The 17,859-nt window shown below is 59.6% G+C and carries 16 protein-coding genes; 14 read left to right on the forward strand and 2 right to left on the reverse strand.

Features of this window, described 5'->3' with window-relative positions:
* Positions 1 to 27 precede the first annotated feature (27 nt).
* From J7447_RS16085 to J7447_RS16145, 13 genes are all read left to right on the forward strand, one after another.
* The gene (locus J7447_RS16085; RefSeq protein ID WP_022999209.1) at positions 28 to 963 is read left to right on the forward strand and encodes a branched-chain amino acid ABC transporter permease; all 936 of its coding nucleotides are present in this window, start codon (positions 28 to 30) and stop codon (positions 961 to 963) included.
* Between the two features lie 3 nt (positions 964 to 966).
* Entirely contained in the window at positions 967 to 2,301 is a 1,335-nt protein-coding gene (gene livM, locus J7447_RS16090; RefSeq protein WP_031268733.1) for a high-affinity branched-chain amino acid ABC transporter permease LivM, read from the forward strand.
* Positions 2,298 to 3,143, forward strand: a complete 846-nt coding sequence (locus J7447_RS16095; protein WP_022999207.1) for an ABC transporter ATP-binding protein — start codon at positions 2,298 to 2,300, stop codon at positions 3,141 to 3,143. The genes livM and J7447_RS16095 overlap by 4 nt, the downstream gene beginning before the upstream one ends.
* Positions 3,140 to 3,871, forward strand: a complete 732-nt coding sequence (locus tag J7447_RS16100; protein ID WP_022999206.1) for an ABC transporter ATP-binding protein — start codon at positions 3,140 to 3,142, stop codon at positions 3,869 to 3,871. The genes J7447_RS16095 and J7447_RS16100 overlap by 4 nt, the downstream gene beginning before the upstream one ends.
* 9 nt (positions 3,872 to 3,880) lie before the next feature.
* Entirely contained in the window at positions 3,881 to 4,249 is a 369-nt protein-coding gene (locus tag J7447_RS16105) for a DUF6867 family protein (RefSeq protein WP_209170221.1), read from the forward strand.
* Positions 4,250 to 4,395: 146 nt separating this feature from the next.
* Complete coding sequence (locus J7447_RS16110; protein WP_031268732.1) at positions 4,396 to 5,496, forward strand: branched-chain amino acid ABC transporter substrate-binding protein; 1,101 nt, start codon at positions 4,396 to 4,398, stop codon at positions 5,494 to 5,496.
* Between the two features lie 483 nt (positions 5,497 to 5,979).
* Positions 5,980 to 7,074: an ABC transporter ATP-binding protein gene (locus tag J7447_RS16115; RefSeq protein ID WP_022999203.1), complete on the forward strand. Its 1,095-nt coding sequence runs from the start codon at positions 5,980 to 5,982 to the stop codon at positions 7,072 to 7,074.
* 81 nt (positions 7,075 to 7,155) lie between these two features.
* Positions 7,156 to 8,256, forward strand: a complete 1,101-nt coding sequence (locus J7447_RS16120) for an extracellular solute-binding protein (protein WP_022999202.1) — start codon at positions 7,156 to 7,158, stop codon at positions 8,254 to 8,256.
* Between the two features lie 107 nt (positions 8,257 to 8,363).
* Positions 8,364 to 9,629 carry an ABC transporter permease gene (locus tag J7447_RS16125; protein WP_022999201.1) on the forward strand — a complete coding sequence of 422 codons (1,266 nt, stop codon included), beginning with the start codon at positions 8,364 to 8,366 and terminating at the stop codon, positions 9,627 to 9,629.
* An 8-nt stretch (positions 9,630 to 9,637) separates the two neighbouring features.
* Positions 9,638 to 10,492: an ABC transporter permease gene (locus J7447_RS16130; protein ID WP_031268731.1), complete on the forward strand. Its 855-nt coding sequence runs from the start codon at positions 9,638 to 9,640 to the stop codon at positions 10,490 to 10,492.
* A 201-nt stretch (positions 10,493 to 10,693) separates the two neighbouring features.
* Positions 10,694 to 11,923, forward strand: coding sequence for a M24 family metallopeptidase (locus J7447_RS16135; protein WP_209170222.1), 1,230 nt, complete (start codon positions 10,694 to 10,696; stop codon positions 11,921 to 11,923).
* 198 nt (positions 11,924 to 12,121) lie between these two features.
* Complete coding sequence (locus J7447_RS16140; protein ID WP_055657000.1) at positions 12,122 to 12,541, forward strand: hypothetical protein; 420 nt, start codon at positions 12,122 to 12,124, stop codon at positions 12,539 to 12,541.
* 29 nt (positions 12,542 to 12,570) lie between these two features.
* Complete coding sequence (locus J7447_RS16145; RefSeq protein WP_055657002.1) at positions 12,571 to 13,344, forward strand: MinD/ParA family protein; 774 nt, start codon at positions 12,571 to 12,573, stop codon at positions 13,342 to 13,344.
* A gap of 36 nt (positions 13,345 to 13,380) precedes the next feature.
* Here J7447_RS16145 and J7447_RS16150 read toward each other — a convergent pair whose 3' ends face one another.
* On the reverse strand, positions 13,381 to 14,835 hold the full coding sequence (locus J7447_RS16150) for a serine/threonine-protein kinase (RefSeq protein ID WP_209170223.1): 1,455 nt from the start codon (positions 14,833 to 14,835) through the stop codon (positions 13,381 to 13,383).
* Between the two features lie 481 nt (positions 14,836 to 15,316).
* On the opposite strand from J7447_RS16150, the gene J7447_RS16155 reads away from it, so the two are divergent.
* Entirely contained in the window at positions 15,317 to 17,080 is a 1,764-nt protein-coding gene (locus J7447_RS16155) for a hypothetical protein (protein ID WP_209170224.1), read from the forward strand.
* Here J7447_RS16155 and J7447_RS16160 read toward each other — a convergent pair.
* On the reverse strand, positions 17,056 to 17,781 hold the full coding sequence (locus tag J7447_RS16160; protein ID WP_209170225.1) for a protein phosphatase 2C domain-containing protein: 726 nt from the start codon (positions 17,779 to 17,781) through the stop codon (positions 17,056 to 17,058). The genes J7447_RS16155 and J7447_RS16160 overlap by 25 nt on opposite strands.
* Between the last annotated feature and the right edge of the window lie 78 nt (positions 17,782 to 17,859).

Genomic DNA, 17,859 nt, shown 5'->3' on the forward strand with positions numbered 1-17,859 from the left:
ATGGCTTCCGGGGGTAACAAAAAGAATATGGATTACTTTCTACAGCAGCTGATCAACGGCGTGACGCTAGGGTCGATCTACGGCCTGATCGCCATTGGCTACACGATGGTGTACGGCATCATCGGGATGATCAACTTCGCCCATGGTGACATCTTCATGGTCGGCGCCTTCATCGCGCTGATCTTCATCGTCGCTTTCGGCATCACGGCAGGCCTGCCAGTGGCGCTCCTCATTCTGGCGCTGATCGGTGTCCTGGTCATTTCGATGGCCCTGACGGCGGCCTGGGGATGGACGGTCGAGCGGATCGCCTACCGCCCTCTGCGCGGCTCCTTCCGCCTGGCACCGCTGATCACCGCGATCGGCGCTTCCATCACGCTTCAGAACTTCGTTCAGATCTCGCAGGGCGCGCGCAACAAGCCTCTGCAGCCCTTGATCTCCGGCGGCTTCACGCTGAGCGACGGCGGACCGGACGGAACCGGCTTCATCGTGCAGCTGTCCTACACGCAGATCCTGATCATCGTGGTGACCGTCGTTCTGATGGTCGGCTTCACCTTCCTGATCAACAAGACCTCTCTGGGCCGGGCGCAGCGCGCCTGCGAGCAGGATCGCAAGATGGCGTCGCTCGTCGGTGTCAACGTCGATCGGACGATCTCGCTGACCTTCGTCATGGGCGCAGGCCTTGCGTCCGTCGCCGGCCTGATGTTCCTGCTCTACTACGGCGTGATCGACTTCTACATCGGCTTCCTGGCCGGTGTGAAAGCCTTCACCGCTGCGGTTCTTGGCGGTATCGGCTCGCTGCCGGGTGCCATGCTCGGCGGATTGCTGATCGGCCTCATCGAGACCTTCTGGTCCGGCTATTTCTCGGTCGAGTACAAGGACGTTGCCGCCTTCTCGATCCTGGCGATCGTGCTGATCTTCATGCCCGAAGGCCTGCTCGGCAAGCCGGAAGTGGAGAAGGTCTGATCCATGTCAGCAAAATCTGAGAACCTCTTCATGGTGTCGCTCAAGGATGCGGCGGCCGGGGGTGCGATCGCGCTTGCCCTGTTCGGTGTCCTGATCGGCATGAAAGCCGAGGTCGCAAGCGGCCTTGGCGGTCAGCTCGGCATTGAATACCGCTGGGCAGCCGTTGCCATTGCAGTCGCCATCGTCTTCGGCGGGCGGCTGCTCCTCAACCTGTTCGTCTGGAAGGCCGACAAGCCGGTCACCGAAACGGCGAAAGGCTTCCTGCCGAGCGCCAAGCCCCTGGCCAAACTCGGCAAGTTCGCGATGCCGGTGTTTCTGATCCTGGCTGTGGTCCTGCCGTTCCTGCTGATGTCGGCCTATGGATCGCGCGGGTCGCGCCAGTATCTCGACCTTGCCATTCTGGTGACCACCTACGTGATGCTCGGCTGGGGCCTGAACATCGTGGTCGGCCTCGCCGGCCTGCTTGATCTGGGATACGTCGCCTTCTACGCGGTCGGTGCCTATTCCTACGCGCTGCTGGCCCAGTATTTCGGCTTCTCCTTCTGGATCTGTCTGCCGCTCGCCGGCATCCTGGCCGCTTTCTGGGGTATCATCCTGGGCTTCCCGGTGCTGCGTCTCAGGGGGGACTATCTTGCCATCGTGACGCTGGCCTTCGGGGAAATCATCCGGGTGGTCCTGCTCAACTGGTACGATTTTACCGGTGGCCCGGACGGTATCTCCGGCATTCCGCGGCCGAGCTTTTTCGGTATCGAATTCGAGCGCGGCCCGGGCGGCTTCGCCGACACCTTCGGTCTGGAATACAATTCCATTCACCGCATCATCTTCCTCTACTACCTGATCCTGATCATGGCTCTGGTCACCAACTTCGTGACCATGCGTCTGCGCAAGCTGCCGGTCGGGCGGGCTTGGGAAGCCCTGCGCGAGGATGAAATCGCCTGCCGCTCGCTCGGCATCAACACCACCAACACCAAGCTGACCGCTTTTGCGCTCGGTGCGATGTTCGGCGGTTTTGCGGGTTCGTTCTTCGCCACCCGGCAAGGTTTCATCTCGCCGGAAAGCTTCACCTTCATCGAATCCGCGGTCATCCTGGCGATCGTCGTTCTCGGCGGTCTCGGCAGCCAGATCGGTGTCGTCATCGCCGCAGTCGTTATGATCGGTGGTTTCGAGTTCTTCCGCGGACTGGAAGAATACCGCATGCTGGTGTTCGGGCTTCTGATGGTCGTCATCATGGTCTGGAAACCGCGCGGCCTCATCTCAACCCGCATGCCGTCGATAACCCTCAGCGGCAAGAAGGCCAAGGGCATCAGTGCCGACCTCGTTCAGGAGGGCCACGGATGAGCTCCTGGGATACAAACCCCGTCCTGACGATCGAGCATCTGACCATGCGCTTTGGCGGCCTGGTCGCCATCGACGATCTGTCGTTCAATGTCGGGCGCGGTGACATTACCGCCCTGATCGGCCCGAACGGCGCCGGCAAGACCACCGTCTTCAACTGCGTTACCGGCTTCTACAAGCCGACCGAAGGGCGGGTCGTGATGAACCGCACCAACGGCGAGCATTACCTGCTCGAGCGCATGGCGGATTTCCAGATCTCTGCGAAAGCCAAGGTCGCCCGTACCTTCCAGAACATCCGCCTGTTCGGCGGCATGACCCTTCTGGAGAACCTGATGGTCGCGCAGCACAATCCGCTGATGCTGGCTTCGGGCTATTCGCTTGCGGGTATCTTCGGTCTGGCAACCTTCCGCAAGGCAGAGCGTCAGGCAGTCGAAAAGGCGCGTTACTGGCTGGAAAAGACAGCGCTCATCGACCGGGCGGACGCCCCGGCCGCTGACCTGCCTTACGGCGACCAGCGCCGTCTGGAAATTGCCCGGGCCATGTGCTCCGGTCCGGAGCTGCTGTGTCTGGACGAACCGGCTGCAGGTCTGAACCCCAAGGAAAGTGGAGAACTGAACGCGCTCCTGCAGTACATCCGCAAGGAGCACGGCACCTCTATCCTTCTGATTGAACACGACATGAGCGTTGTGATGGAAATTTCGGATCACGTCGTGGTTCTGGACTATGGCGAGAAGATCTCCGACGGCACGGCGGCCGCAGTGAAGGACGATCCGAAGGTGATCGCCGCCTATCTGGGCGTACCGGACGAGGAAGTCGACGCCGTGGAAGAGGAGGTCGGCATATGACAACCTCCAACCACCTCCTGGAAGTCAGGAACGTCGAGACCCACTACGGCAAGATCATCGCGCTGCGCGGTGTCGATCTGACCGTCGACCGGGGCGAGATCGTCTCCCTGATCGGGGCCAACGGCGCCGGCAAGTCGACGCTGATGATGACCATCTGCGGTACGCCGCAGGCCAGCTCCGGCCAGGTTATCTACGACGGCGAAGACATCACCCGCATGCCCACCCACCAGATCATGCGCAAGTCGATTGCGCAGTCTCCGGAAGGGCGACGGATCTTCCCGCGCATGAGCGTGATGGAAAATCTGATCATGGGTGCGGAAATGGCCGGCAACCACGATCTGGAAGCCGGACTTCAGCGCGCCTTCGACCTGTTTCCGCGCCTCAAGGAGCGCCGGAACCAGCGCGGCGGCACGCTTTCGGGCGGTGAGCAGCAGATGCTGGCGATCGCCCGGGCCCTGATGTCCAACCCGCGTCTTCTGCTTCTGGACGAACCGTCCCTCGGCCTTGCGCCGCTGATCGTGAAACAGATCTTCGATGCTATCCGGGATCTCAACCAGAGCGACGGTCTCACCGTCTTCCTGGTGGAACAGAACGCCTATCATGCGCTGAAACTGGCACACCGGGCCTACGTGATGGTGAACGGCAAGATCACCATGTCGGGTTCCGGCAAGGAACTGCTCGCCCGCGAGGACGTGCAGGCAGCCTACCTCGAAGGCGGAAGACACTAGGAGCGCGCTATGGGTATTCTTTATCAGACCAGTTTCGGCGTGTTTCTCGTCCTGCTGTGCTGCCTTGGCGGCGGCGCGGCCTGGATGACGGGACGTGCCTGTGCCAACACCTGGCGGCCGCTTTATGTGCTGTTCTGGTTCGTGTTCCTGTTGAGCCTGGCGATCAGGTTCCTGACCTTCGCCCTGTTCGACGGAACGCTACTGTCGGTGCACTATCTGGTTGTAGACTATCTCATTCTGCTTGCAATCGCCCTGGCGGGATGGCGGTATACACGCACCAACCAGATGACGACGCAGTATGTCTGGCTTTACGAAAAGACGAGTCCCTTCAGTTGGCGGTTGAAGACCGGCCAGACGGACAAATACGCCAAGGATTGAGAATTCCGGAGGTGCGTTTTCCGCACCGATGGGGAACCGGCTGGGAATGGACGAAAAACAACAAGAATCGTCCCTGGCCCGGCCAAAACGGAAGCACGGGCTTCCATTCCAAGTGGTCCAGATAACTGGAACCAGGGGAGTTGATGATGAAAAAGTATCTTTTGGCTAGCGTTGCTGCAGTTGCCGGTGTGGCCATGTCCACCGCCGCTTTTGCAGACATCGTGATCGCAACTGCAGGCCCGATGACCGGCCAGTACGCCTCCTTCGGCGCGCAGATGAAAGCCGGTGCCGAGCAGGCCGTGGCGGACATCAACGCAGCTGGCGGCGTCAATGGTGAACAGCTGGTGCTGGAAGTGGGCGACGATGCCTGCGACCCGAAACAGGCTGTTGCCGTTGCCAACCAGATGGTCGGTAAGGGCGTGGTCTTCATGGCCGGTCACTTCTGCTCGGGCTCTTCCATCCCGGCATCCGCCGTTTACGCGGAAGAAGGTATCGTCCAGATTTCTCCGGCTTCCACCAACCCGAAGTTCACCGACGAACGTCCGGGCCCGGGCACCTTCCGCGTTTGCGGTCGTGACGACCAGCAGGGTCAGGTTGCCGGTACCTATCTGGCAGAGGAATTCGGCGACAAGAACATCGCCATCGTTCACGACAAGACTGCCTATGGCAAAGGCCTCGCCGATGCCACCAAGGAAGTCATGAACGCTGCCGGCAAGAACGAAACCCTCTACGAAGCCTACACTGCCGGTGAAAAGGACTACACCGCGCTGGTTTCCAAGCTGAAGTCGGAAAACATCGACGTTCTCTACGTCGGCGGTTACCACACCGAAGCCGGCCTGATGAAGCGTCAGATGGTCGACCAGGGCATGAGCACCGTTCTCGTTTCCGGCGATGCACTCGTGACCGACGAATATTGGTCGATCACCGGCCCGGCTGGCGAAGGCACTCTGATGACCTTCTCTCCGGACCCGCGCAAGAACCCGGAAGCTGCTCCGGTCGTGAAGGCACTTGAAGACGCCGGCAAGACCGCTGAAGGCTACGCGCTCTACACCTACGCCGCCATCCAGGCTTGGGCAGCAGCTGCCGCAGCTGCCGGCTCCACCGAGTATGACGACGTTGTCGGCGCCCTGAACGACGGCGACTTCAAGACCGTTCTCGGCGACCTCTCCTTTGACGACAAGGGCGACGTCACCCTGCCGGGCTACGTCTGGTACGAGTGGAAAGACGGCCAGTACGACTACAAATAAGCCGTATAAGCTGCAAGGTTGATGCTTAGCGTCAGGCCCCGTCCGGCAGTTGCCGGGCGGGGTTTTTTGTTGCCCGCACGGTGCCCGCGGCTCCCTTGTCGCGCTATTTTCCGCATGACGCAGCCAGAGCATTCCGTGACGTTCTACGGCTATTGGTGCAAGTTGGCTTGCGCGAAACTCTTCTAGAGGCACAACAAAGAACATCGTTGTGTAGTAAAGATTGCCGAACCCGGAGAAAGATATTTCTTTCTTCGGGCGCTTCTTCTTGAGTAAAAAATACGGCTTCATACCGCGCTGCAAAATATTAAGTCGGCGCCTGACTAAAAAATATCCAAATTTTTTTCATAACCCCTTTCCAAAAGGCAGTAATTTTGTTTTTCTATGCGCGTTCGCACACATCGATAGCTCTTCAGGAACAGAGGTTACCTGGAGGTTATTGGTCGTGCGTCTAATAATAATGATAGAAGCTGACTTGGGGACACAATGGCGAACACACGGGGCGCTGCTGTTAAGTATGACAGCGTTCAAAAGAGCTATGACGGGGAAACCCTGGTCGTAAAGAACCTCAATCTCGATATTCCGCCGGGCGAATTCCTGACAATGCTCGGCCCGTCCGGTTCCGGCAAAACCACCTGCCTGATGATGCTGGCCGGTTTCGAACCGGCAACGCATGGCGAAATCTACCTGAACGACCGTCCGATCAACAACGTGCCCCCGCACAAGCGCGGCATCGGCATGGTGTTCCAGAACTACGCCCTGTTTCCGCACATGACGGTGGCCGAGAACCTCGCCTTTCCGCTTCAGGTGCGCGGTGTCGGCAAGGCTGACCAGCAGGAAAAGGTCAAGCGGGCTCTCGAGATGGTCGAGCTCGGTTCGTTCGGCAATCGCCGTCCGGCACAGCTCTCCGGTGGACAGCAGCAGCGCGTCGCAGTCGCCCGTGCCCTGGTGTTCGATCCGGAGCTGGTACTGATGGACGAGCCGCTCGGTGCGCTCGACAAGCAGCTGCGCGAGCAGATGCAGTACGAGATCAAGCACATTCACGAGAACCTGGGTGTCACCGTCGTCTACGTGACCCACGACCAGACCGAAGCGCTGACCATGTCGGACCGCGTGGCTGTGTTCAACGATGGTGTCATCCAGCAATTGTCGACGCCGGACGATCTCTATGAAGATCCGAAGAATTCCTTCGTCGCCCAGTTCATCGGTGAAAACAACAAGTTGAATGGCAAGGTCGTCGAGATCAACGGCTCTGAGTGCCTTGTTGAACTCGATGACGGCACTAAGCTTAAGGCTGACAAGGTCAACGTGTCCGCCGTCGGCGACAGGACGACCCTGTCCCTGCGGCCGGAACGGGTGGAGTTCGACACCCATGACACGATGGACAATCTGGTCAACGGCCGGATCGAGGAGCTCATCTACCTCGGTGACCATATCCGCGTTCGCATGAACGTGGGCGGCAACGACGAGTTCATCGTCAAGGTTCGCAACCGCGGAGAAAAGCGCAAACTCGCCGTCGGCGAGACAGTCCGCGTCGGCTGGGCGCTGAACGACTGTAAAGCGCTCGATGCGGTTGTCTGAAATCGCCCGGCGGCCGGCAACCGGCCGCCAGCGACCACAACGGAAAAATCCGTTAAATCCTAAAAGAGGGAGCTAACTCACATGAAGCTCAAAACTGTAATTCTCGCTGGCACCGCTCTGGCATTTGCCGGCAGCGCGGCCATGGCGAAGGACATGACCATCGTTTCCTGGGGCGGCGCCTATCAGGCCTCCCAGAAAAACGCCTACGCCGATCCGTATGTCGCGGAAAACTCCGACATCAACGTGATCTGGGACGAGTCTTCGAACGAGGCTGTCGCCAAGCTGCGCGCCATGAACGAAGCCGGCAACATCACGTGGGATCTGGTCGACGTGGTTGCTTCCGACGCGATCCGTCTGTGCGACGAAGGCCTGGCACTGGAAATCGATCCGGACACCGACCTTGCCGATGCACCGGACGGTACCAAGGCTTCTGAAGACTTCGGCGACCTGCTGGTCTCCGAGTGCTTCATTCCGCAGATCGTCTACTCCACCACCTTCGGCTATCGTTCCGACATCGCCGAATGGAACGGCAAGGAGCCGGACGACATCTGTGACGTGTTCGATCTGGAAACATTCCCGGGCAAGCGCTCGCTGGAAAAGCGTCCGATCAACAACATGGAATGGGCTCTTCTGTGCGACGGCGTGCCGAAGGAAGAAGTCTACAACGTTCTTGAGACCGAAGAAGGTCAGGAGCAGGCATTCAAGAAGCTCGACACCATCAAGGATAACGTCGTGTGGTGGTCTGCTGGTGCGGAAACCCCGCAGCTTCTGGCCGACAAGGAAGTCGTGATCGGCTCCACATACAACGGCCGCCTGTTCTCCCTGATCGAAGAGCAGAAGCAGCCGGTCAAGATGCTATGGGACGCTCAGGTGTTCGACCTTGACGGCTGGATCATCCCGGCCGGTCTTCCGGAAGACCGCCTCGCCATGGTGAAGGACTTCGTCAAATACGCCACCGACACCCAGCGTCTGGCGGATCAGGCGAAGTACATCTCCTACGGCCCGGCTCGCAAGTCCTCGGCACCGCTGGTTGGCAAGCACGCCGACCTCGGCATCGAAATGGCTCCGCACATGCCGACCGACCCGAACAACGCCAAGAACACCTTCCTCTATAACTACGAGTGGTGGGCGGATTACCGGGACGACATCGACGCCAAGTTCCAGGCGTGGCTGGCCCAGTAATCAACTGATGCTGTTCGCGTTCGGATGAACGCGGACAGATGAGAAACCGGTCCGGGTGAGGCGATGCCTCACCCGGATCTTCCAACGGATTTGCGGAAGACTGTTTCATGAGCGATACCCACGCGGGCGAGGTTCTGACGACGCAAGACGGCAAGCCGCTGAAGGCGGCCCTTGCCAAGGCGCTGCGCCGCGAGAAGCTGCGCGCCCTGGCGCTGATTGCGCCCCTGCTGATTTTTGTCCTGCTCACCTTCGTTGCCCCGATCGTGGACATGCTGTTCCGCTCGGTCGAAAACGGGATCGTGGAAGACACGCTTCCCAAGACCGTCATCGCTCTTCAGGAGTGGGATCCAACCTCCGGCAACGTGCCCGATGAGGTTGTCTTCGCGGCGCTTTACGACGACCTGGTCGTCGCCGTCGAAGAAAAGACCCATACCCGCCTCGGCTCACGTCTCAACTACGAGGAAACCGGCGTTTCCAGCCTGTTCCGCAAGACAGGGCGCGGCGTCAAGCGCATGGACGAAGCCGGTCCCTACAAGGAACAGTTCATTGACCTGGACAAGGACTGGGGCAATGTCGAGACCTGGCAGGTCCTCAAACGGTTCTCGCCGCGCTATACGGCCGGCTATTTCCTGAATGCCTTCGACGCGCAGCAGACCGCGAACGGGATCGAACTGAAGCCGGAAGACGAACGGATCTACATGTTCCTGTTCGGCCGCACCCTGTTCCTGTCTATCGCGATCACCGTGTCGTGCCTGCTTCTTGGCTATCCGATCGCGTTCCTCTTGTCGGCGTTGCCGCTGCGCTCCTCCAACCTGCTGATGATCCTTGTGCTTCTGCCGTTCTGGACATCGCTTCTGGTGCGGACGTCGGCCTGGAAGGTGCTGTTGCAGCAACAGGGGGTGATCAACGACTTCCTTGTCTGGACAGGCATCATCAGCGACGCCGGACGCCTGGTCATGATCAACAACCAGACCGGCACCATCATCGCCATGACGCATATCCTGCTGCCGTTCATGATCCTGCCGCTGTATTCGGTCATGAAAACCATTTCGCCGTCCTATGTGCGCGCGGCCAAGAGCCTTGGCGCCAACGACTGGACCGCGTTCTGGCGGGTGTATTTCCCGCAGACCGTGCCGGGCATCGGCGCGGGTGCCGTGCTCGTCTTCATTCTGTCGATCGGTTACTACATCACACCGGAACTGGTGGGCGGAACGTCGGGCATCTTCATTTCCAACCGGATTGCCTACCACATCTCGTCGTCGCTCAACTGGGGTCTGGGCGCAGCGCTCGGCACGTTGCTGCTCGTCGCGGTTCTGGTGCTCTTTGTTGTCTACGACAAGATCGTCGGCATCGATAACGTGAAACTCGGATAGGTGGCGGCATGAGTGCACTTCCTCCCTACGCGTCTCCTCTCCAGCGGACCTGGTACTATACGTTCCGGGTGATCTGCGGGCTGATCTTCTTCTTCCTGATCTTCCCGATCCTGGTAATCCTGCCGCTCAGCTTCAACGCGGAGAACTTCTTCACCTTCACCAAGGCGATGCTGGCTCTCGACCCGGCAGGCTATTCCTTCAAGCACTACCAGGACTTCTTCACCAATCCGGACTGGCAGCAGGCGCTGACCAATTCGGTGCTGATCGCACCTGTCGCCACCATCTTGGCGACGGGCTTCGGCACCCTGGCGGCCATCGGCCTGTCCCAGTCCCATGTTCCCTACAAGTCCGCGATCATGGCAGTGCTGATTTCGCCGATGATCGTGCCGCTGATCATCTCGGCGGCAGGCATGTATTTCTTCTATTCGCGCATCGGCCTGCAGGGCACCTATTGGGGGGTTGTTCTGGCCCATGCCGCGCTTGGAACGCCCTTCGTCATCATCACGGTGACGGCGACACTGGTCGGTTTCGACCGCAGTCTCGTGCGGGCGTCGGCCAGCCTGGGCGCCAACCCGGTTACCACCTTCTTCAAGGTGCAGATGCCCCTGATCATTCCAGGTGTCGTCTCCGGAGCGCTGTTTGCCTTCATCACCTCCTTCGATGAAGTGGTGGTGGTGCTGTTCCTGGGATCCGCCGGGCAGAAGACATTGCCCTGGCAGATGTTCACCGGCCTTCGCGAACAGATCTCGCCGACCATCCTGGCGGTGGCATCCCTGATGGTGGCCATTTCCATCTGCCTGTTGACCGTACTGGAGCTGCTGCGCCGCAGGTCCGAACGCCTGAGAGGTCTGTCCCCGGGCTGATCCCGGGCGGGCGCGAGGAGCGCCCCGCTGCTTTCAAGGTGAGCCGGTGGCGGAACGCCAGTCACCGGGTGGAGACAGGGTCTCCCGGTAGCAAGACATTTTGAATTTGGGCCTGGCGGGCCGGCTTCTTCGCGGAAGCCGGCCCGTTTTGCGTTTCAGGTCCCTGGAAACCGAAGCTCGAACGAACGGAAGGAGCCTTCAATGAGCAACGACATGATCCGCATTTATGAAATGAACAACGGCGAGAAGGCGTTTTCGCCCTTCTCGGCTGCCGAAATGGACAGCCGCCAGGCAAAACTCCGCAAGCTGATGGCGGACCGGCAGATCGATGCCGCCCTGTTCACCTCCTATCACAACATCTGCTACTACTCCGGCTTCCTCTATTGTTGCTTCGGCCGCAAATACGGCTTTCTGGTCACACAGGACAAGGCAACCACGATTGCGGCCGGTATTGACGGTGGTCAGCCTTGGCGCAGGACCCACGGCGACACCGTGATCTACACCGACTGGCGTCGGGACAATTACTTCCACGCTATCCAGTCGCTGCTTGGGATGCCCAATCCTGCGGTCAAGCGCATCGGCATCGAGTTCGACCACGTCTCCCTCGACATGCTGAAGCTTCTGGAAGCCGCGCTTCCGGGCGTGGAGCTGGTCGACATTGCCGCCGACGCAATGGCGCAGCGCACGATCAAGAGCGCCGAGGAGCACGTGCTGATCCGCGAAGGTGCACGCATCTGCGATGTCGGCGGAGCGGCTCTGGTGGACGCGGTTCAGGCTGGTGTACCCGAGCACGAAATCGCCATGGCCTCGACCAATGCCATGATCCGGGAAATCGCGAAGTCCTTCCCGTTCGTCGAGCTGATGGACACCTGGACCTGGTTCCAGTCCGGCATCAACACCGATGGAGCGCACAACCCGGTCACCAACAAGAAGGTGGAAGCCGGCGATATCCTCAGCCTCAACTGTTTTCCGATGATCTTCGGCTATTACACGGCGCTGGAGAGGACCCTGTTCTGCGAATATGCCTCCGACGAGCACCTGCGGCTTTGGGAGATCAACTGCCATGTCCACCGCGAGGGACTGAAGCTGATCAAGCCGGGTGCGCGCTGCTGCGATATCGCAAGCGAGCTGAATGACATCTACCGTAGCCACGATCTCCTGAAGTACCGCAGCTTCGGCTACGGCCATTCCTTCGGTGTGCTCAGCCACTACTACGGCCGTGAAGCTTCAGTGGAGTTGCGTGAGGATGTCGACACGGTGCTTCAACCGGGCATGGTCGTCTCCATGGAGCCGATGATCATGATCCCTGAAGGCGAAGCCGGAGCAGGCGGTTACCGGGAACACGACATCCTGATCGTTTCGGAAACCGGGGCTGAGAACATTACCGGTTTCCCGTTTGGGCCGGAGCACAACATCCTGCCAAAACGATAAGGCGGCAAACTTTCCGGTGTTGGGAAGAACACTGGCGGCAAGGTGCGGGCATCTTGCCGCCAGTGACGGTCTCGAAAGGAACCCGTCGCAATGCAGCAAATGCTCCGGGGCGATCGCAGGACCCTTCAACAAACATCTTGGGTTACCCGGCAAGGCGTGATTTAACCGGGCTATCTTCGAGCGCCTGCGGAGGGCTGAATGACCTCATCCGACACCATGAAACCTGCTCTGGCCAGCTTGGCCCGGACCTGTGAAGCGATCGCCAACGGGCGCTTCGACGAGGTCGAGGAGCTTTATCAGGTGATCACGGACGAGGGTGTCGAAGCCGATATTCGCGCTTTGGCGGAAACCTTTTCAGGCATGGTGGTGCAGGTAGAGGCACGCGAATTCCATTCCAGCCAGCTCATTGCGGAACTGACGGAAACCAAGCGCCAGCTGGAAGCGGCCGAAGCGAAGCTGCGCAAGGAAAATGCCGAGCTGAAAACCCGGCTGGACAAGTTCGAAGTCACCTACGACAAGGAACAGGCGCAGGCTGAAATCGAACAGGTGAGCGATTCCGACTATTTCCGCTCCCTGCAGTCCCGCGCCAAGGATCTTCGATCCCGGTACAAGTCCTGAACTTTCAAAACATCCTTCGAGATTGATCCGTGACCAAAATCATTTCCACTCATTCCTATCGCGGCGGCACGGGCAAATCCAACGTCACGGCCAACCTGGCCGCGGTGCTTGCCCTGCGTGGTCACAGGGTCGGCATTGTCGATACTGATATCCAGTCCCCAGGCATCCACACCCTCTTCAAGGTCGATCTCAACACGGTCAACAACACGCTGAACAACTACCTGTGGGGGCATTGTTCGGTGACTGATACGGCGGTCGATGTCACGGAAAACGTGGTTGATGGCGACGGCAACCCAACGGTGCCGGACGGTGGCAAGGTCTTTCTGGTGCCTTCATCGATCAAGACCGGTGAGATCGCACGGATCCTGAAGGAAAAATATGATGTCGAGGATCTGAACCGGGGTTTCGTCGATCTCTGCCGAGGCCTGGAACTCGATTATCTGCTGATCGATACCCACCCGGGCGTCAACGAGGAAACACTGCTTTCCATCGCTATCTCCGACGCGCTGCTTTTGATCCTTCGTCCTGACATCCAGGACTATCAGGGCACCGCAGTCACATTGGAACTGGCGCGCAAGCTTGAGGTGCCGCAGCTGTTTCTGGTGGTCAACAAGGCTCTGGAAACCTTCGATTTCAACGAGTTGGCACAGCGCATCTTTTCCAACTACCGCACGCCGGTGGCAGCTGTCCTGCCGTTGTCGACGGATCTCATCCAGATCGGCAGCACAGGCCTGATCAGCACCCAGCAGCCGGACCACGGATTCACGCGGGCAATCGAGACGATCGTCGATTCCATCGAGTGATTACATTTGCAGGCCAGGTTGCCGGGTGGTCTCGGCTCAGTCCTGCATTTCAAACAGGCCCTTCAGGAAACTGTCGACGTCTCCAAGGCGTTTGTTGCGGTCGAACGCGAGCGCCTGGCGCAAGGTGTTCCAGGCTTGCGGGGAGAGCCCCTCGACAGGCGCCGGCACGAGACCTTCCCGCGCGACCTCGTCTATCGGTCGGAACTGGAACGGATGGCCGCCGGTCAGGATCTGGTACGCGATGCAGCCAAGCGCAAAGACATCGTCTCGGGGATCACGGTCCGCGCGCCGGAATTGCTCGGGGCTTGCGTAGGCCGAGGTCAGGCTATCCCGGATCGGATGGTCCGCACTGGCGCTTGCCGCGGCCGCCAAGCCGAAATCAAGGAGCTTGATCGTGCCGTCCGTCAGCAGAAAGATGTTGCCGGGCTTCAGATCCGAATGAACGACACCCCGGCTGTGCGCATGGGACAGACCTGCACAGGTGCCGCGCAGGACCCGGGCGCATTCGCCCAGAGGCAGGGGTTTGCCAAGGGCCCGCCCGATCCGGCGGTCCAGTCCCACGCCGTTTAGCTGCTCCATGACGATAAACACATCGGCCTTGTCGCGATCGAAGTCGTAGACTGTGGTGATATTCGGATGTGCGAGTGCCTGAGACTTGCGTGCCTCGGCCTCCAGAAGCCGCACGGCTTCGGTGTCGTTGCGATAGTTCTCGTTCAGAAGCTTGATGGCGACATAAGGCTGGCCGTGAGCTGCCTCCAGGCGCCGGCGATCAACGGCTGAATAAACGTGCCCCATGCCGCCGCTCCCGATCTCGGTGTCCAGAATGAACCGGTCACGCAAAATGGAGCCGACACCGGCGCGTTTCACCTGGGGTGTCGCCAGCTTGTTGACGTCGAGACTGTCTCTTTGTCCGCCGCCGGAAACGCGGCGCGCGTCGGAACGAAACCGGGCACTTTTGAATTCGGTCAGATATTTGTCCAGTTTGCCGCTGTCGGCTGAAGGTGGTGGTTCTTCGGCGGCATTCGCGCGTCGACTGCGAAAGCCGGCGTAGCCCGCAACGAGTGAGGTCAAAATGGCCTCGTCCATCTTGCCCCGTGTTTCGTCATTTGCTGTCTCGCCACCCGTTGCCCCGGCTGGCTCGTTCAGCAATGGCAATGGCGGCAGGTTTGCAGGGGGCATTGCTGCCTGCTCAGGTGCGGGAGCCGATACCGGTTCCTGCTGTGTGCCGTGAACAGCATGTGGACGTGGCGGATTATCTTTTACGTCGTAACCGGAAGGTTTGGCATCGCCCGCCGGCAACTGGTTCTGCAGTCTCTGGCCGAGCTCGTTCGGAAGGTGGCCCGCTTCGACAAAATCCCGGATTGCCTGCCGCGTTTCATCAAGGGCATTCGCTGATTGCTGTGCACCGGTCCGCAGCTGCTTCGACAAGGCGTCATAAGACAGCTTGCCGGACACGAAGGCGGTTATCAGCGTGTGCGTGGCGGAGGTCATGTCTGACGTCAAATCTGCAGGATCCCTGGCGACAATTCGGCCCGAAGCTTCTCTTGGCCCCGGAACAGGAGCAGCGCAAGCCGTTGGGGCGACAAAGGTAGAGCTGGGTAAACGCGTGGGGTATGGTTTGCCAGCCGACGCTCAGTATGCGCGCTGCAGTCGTTTCGTTCCAGCTGGCTTCGCGCATTTTTGCTTGGATGACCTGGGCGTTGATCGGATCGTCGAACGATCCGGGGGCAATTTTGAAACGCCTATCCACCCCTGATAGATTACCCTGACGGCAGGTGATTTATTGGCAAGGGATGGAAGAGGAATTGACTGCGCGCAACCTTGAAACCGGCTCTGCTACACCCTGACCCGCTGCAACGGTGTGTTGAGACCAATGGTATGAGACTGACGGCAATATCGTGATCGCGCAAGCCGTATTCGCCTTCATGTCAATTTGAGTGAAACTTACAATCATCAATAGGGGTTGATCGAAATGACCGGGGAAGACGACATCAAAGGCGGTATCGCCAGCTTCTCGATTGGCCTCGGAAACAAGGGTCACAGTGCAGTCCAGATCAAGCCGACACCGCCTTTCAGGGCGCTGATCGCAGGAGACTTCGGCCTTGCGGCAACCGGCGTGGCTTTCAATATTACCGGCCAGGACGTCGAGGAAATCCTGGAACAGAAAACACCATCCTTTTCCGTCTCGGCGGCCAATATGCTCGGTTCGCATCCACCCGAGCTGGAAGAACAGGTCTCCTTCGCGCGCCTGAAAGATCTGCATCCGACAAAACTGCTGCGCGGATTTCGCTTTGTGCGGGATCTTGAGGCGGCTTCCGGTGACCAGGTTCAGCTTGCCGTTCATGACCAGCGTTACGACAAGATCGGCAAGTCGGCACTGGATGAGCAGAAGTCATTGCTGGAAAGACTGCTGAAAGACGACGAATTGCCGACTTCAGAGCAAGGCAAGCGTAAGGAAAACGATGCCTCGAGCAGCAGCAAGGGAACCGAGGGGCTCGACGCCCTCCTGTCGATGATCCGCAGTCCGGAGGAAAAGGCTGCTCCTGGCGAAAGCGGCAGTGCCGCGAAAACCGCCGTGGATGCCTTCATTCAAAAGACCCTCCAGGAAACGGGCCAGGTTTCAAGTGGACCCGTCGAGGGGAAAAAGAAGGATGCGCCAGCCGATACGCTGCAGCTGGAACAGGCGCGTCTCTTCTTCGAAAGCCCGAAACTGAGCAAGGTGCTGCTGAACTGGCATGGATTGAACCTGCTCCTGAGTGAAGTTCCGTTCGACCTGCCGCTGGAACTTCATCTCCTTCAGCTCGATCATGATCTTGATGCCGTCGACCTGCAGGAGGTTCTGGGCGAAACCGGCGAGGCCCTGCAGGCAGAACTCTACGATATTGCCCTGTTTGCGAACGAAATCGGCCTTGGCCCACGCGACACGGAACGGCTGAAGGTGCTTGCGCGGGAATGCGCCGAAAGTGACACGGTCGGGCTTGCCGCGCTTGCCGGGCACTTTGCCGGAGTACCGGGTGAGGAAGTTGCCGACATCGAAACGCCACATCAGTTGCTCGACAAGCCGGGCTTCGAAGGTTTTGCAGGCCTGAGGGCCAGCTATGCCGCCTCTCACCTGGCACTGTTCTGGAACGATGCCCGGTTGACCGCCGAAGAGGACGGTGCGCCGGCGCTGTTTGTGTCGGGTGCTTTTGTCGCCCTTTCCGAAATACTGGTCCAGCTTGAAACAGAAGTGTTTCCGCGGCTCCCCGTCGGCATGCCGAAGGATTACGATGCGCTGGAGCTTGTCGAAAGCCGGTCGATGGGCGGTGAAGTTGCCATGGCAACACGGTTTGCCGTCGGTTCGGACACGGCACCGTCGCTCGCACTTGCCGGCATCAACGTGCTGGAGGGCGTCGCCAACAGAACCAGCCTCGTATTCCGTCGGGCCGTGACGGTCCAGCCTGGCGAGGACGGTCGGGGCGCGCTGGATCAGGCCCTACTGGTGTCCCGCCTGTTTTCCCTGTTCCAGGAAGCTCTCGGCGAGGCGGTGTTTGCAGGGCAGGATGCTGACGAGCGCGAGGCTGCGGTCGCAACGAGCCTGGAAGTCCTGAGCAGATCCCTCTCAGACAAGGTCACTTTCGAAGTGGAACGAATGGCGGTGGAAGATCAGGATCTGATCGGCGTAACGGCATTCGTGCAGGATGGTTGGGCCTCGGGCCAGCAGCATTCCTTCTATCTGCCGGCTTCCGGCGGCTGAGCATCTGTTTCCGTCCAAACGGTTATCACCGTGATGTCGTCCGAGGATCCGCCTGCCACAGCGCGCGAAACAAGCCGGTCAGCAAGACCGGAGGTTCCCTCGGTGGCCATCCTGGCCAGCGTGGTTTCGTCCATGCCTTTCAACAGCCCGTCGGTGCAAAGTACGAAAACATCGTCGGGCATCATCTCCAGCGTTCGGCGGTCAAGCTGAAGCGTGTTTTGGATGCCGACAGCGGCAGTCAGCCGTCCGGCTTTGTCGGCATGGTCCTCCGAGATGAGGAACAGTTGCTGCTGGCGCAAAAGGTAAAGACGCGAATCTCCGGCCCAGATGCAGCTGGCTTGTGTCCCGCTGATGATCAGGCTGAGAGTTGTCGTGCCTGAAATGTCTTGTTCGGGGAGAGCGAGAAAACCGGCGTAAAGACCGTGATTGACGTGGTTGAGCTTGGCTTCCAGGGCAATCTGCCGGGCTTCGTGGCTGCTCGGCGGCATGTTGGTCAGTTGCGAGATGGCGTGAACCGTCGCACGGCTGGCGACGTCACCCTCTCTGTGACCGCCCATGCCATCGGCAATCGTGAAGAGCCCATGCGACGGGGCCGCAAAGTGGCTGTCCTGATTGACCTTGTGTCGGCGTCCGCGCCGGGTCGCTGCTTCAGATCGTAGCAACGCAACAGCGGCAGAAGTGTCGACCGTATTCAAACGCACGTTCTCCCGAGTAAGGGCCGCAGGACCAGTCCGGGTTCGATCTTAACGCGCAGTCATTCTCCGGAAAAGAAGTCTCCG

It is taken from the genome of Labrenzia sp. R5_0 (genome assembly GCF_017743835.1).
Classification (GTDB): Bacteria; Pseudomonadota; Alphaproteobacteria; order Rhizobiales; family Stappiaceae; genus Roseibium; species Roseibium algicola.

Bases quoted from the DNA above. Each gene is read 5' to 3' on its own strand.
- J7447_RS16085 (WP_022999209.1), top strand. From the start codon at position 28: ATGGATTACTTTCTACAGCAGCTGATCAACGGCGTGACGCTAGGGTCG.
- livM (WP_031268733.1), top strand. From the start codon at position 967: ATGTCAGCAAAATCTGAGAACCTCTTCATGGTGTCGCTCAAGGATGCG.
- J7447_RS16095 (WP_022999207.1), top strand. From the start codon at position 2,298: ATGAGCTCCTGGGATACAAACCCCGTCCTGACGATCGAGCATCTGACC.
- J7447_RS16100 (WP_022999206.1), top strand. From the start codon at position 3,140: ATGACAACCTCCAACCACCTCCTGGAAGTCAGGAACGTCGAGACCCAC.
- J7447_RS16105 (WP_209170221.1), top strand. From the start codon at position 3,881: ATGGGTATTCTTTATCAGACCAGTTTCGGCGTGTTTCTCGTCCTGCTG.
- J7447_RS16110 (WP_031268732.1), top strand. From the start codon at position 4,396: ATGAAAAAGTATCTTTTGGCTAGCGTTGCTGCAGTTGCCGGTGTGGCC.
- J7447_RS16115 (WP_022999203.1), top strand. From the start codon at position 5,980: ATGGCGAACACACGGGGCGCTGCTGTTAAGTATGACAGCGTTCAAAAG.
- J7447_RS16120 (WP_022999202.1), top strand. From the start codon at position 7,156: ATGAAGCTCAAAACTGTAATTCTCGCTGGCACCGCTCTGGCATTTGCC.
- J7447_RS16125 (WP_022999201.1), top strand. From the start codon at position 8,364: ATGAGCGATACCCACGCGGGCGAGGTTCTGACGACGCAAGACGGCAAG.
- J7447_RS16130 (WP_031268731.1), top strand. From the start codon at position 9,638: ATGAGTGCACTTCCTCCCTACGCGTCTCCTCTCCAGCGGACCTGGTAC.
- J7447_RS16135 (WP_209170222.1), top strand. From the start codon at position 10,694: ATGAGCAACGACATGATCCGCATTTATGAAATGAACAACGGCGAGAAG.
- J7447_RS16140 (WP_055657000.1), top strand. From the start codon at position 12,122: ATGACCTCATCCGACACCATGAAACCTGCTCTGGCCAGCTTGGCCCGG.
- J7447_RS16150 (WP_209170223.1), bottom strand. From the start codon at position 14,835: ATGACCTCCGCCACGCACACGCTGATAACCGCCTTCGTGTCCGGCAAG.
- J7447_RS16155 (WP_209170224.1), top strand. From the start codon at position 15,317: ATGACCGGGGAAGACGACATCAAAGGCGGTATCGCCAGCTTCTCGATT.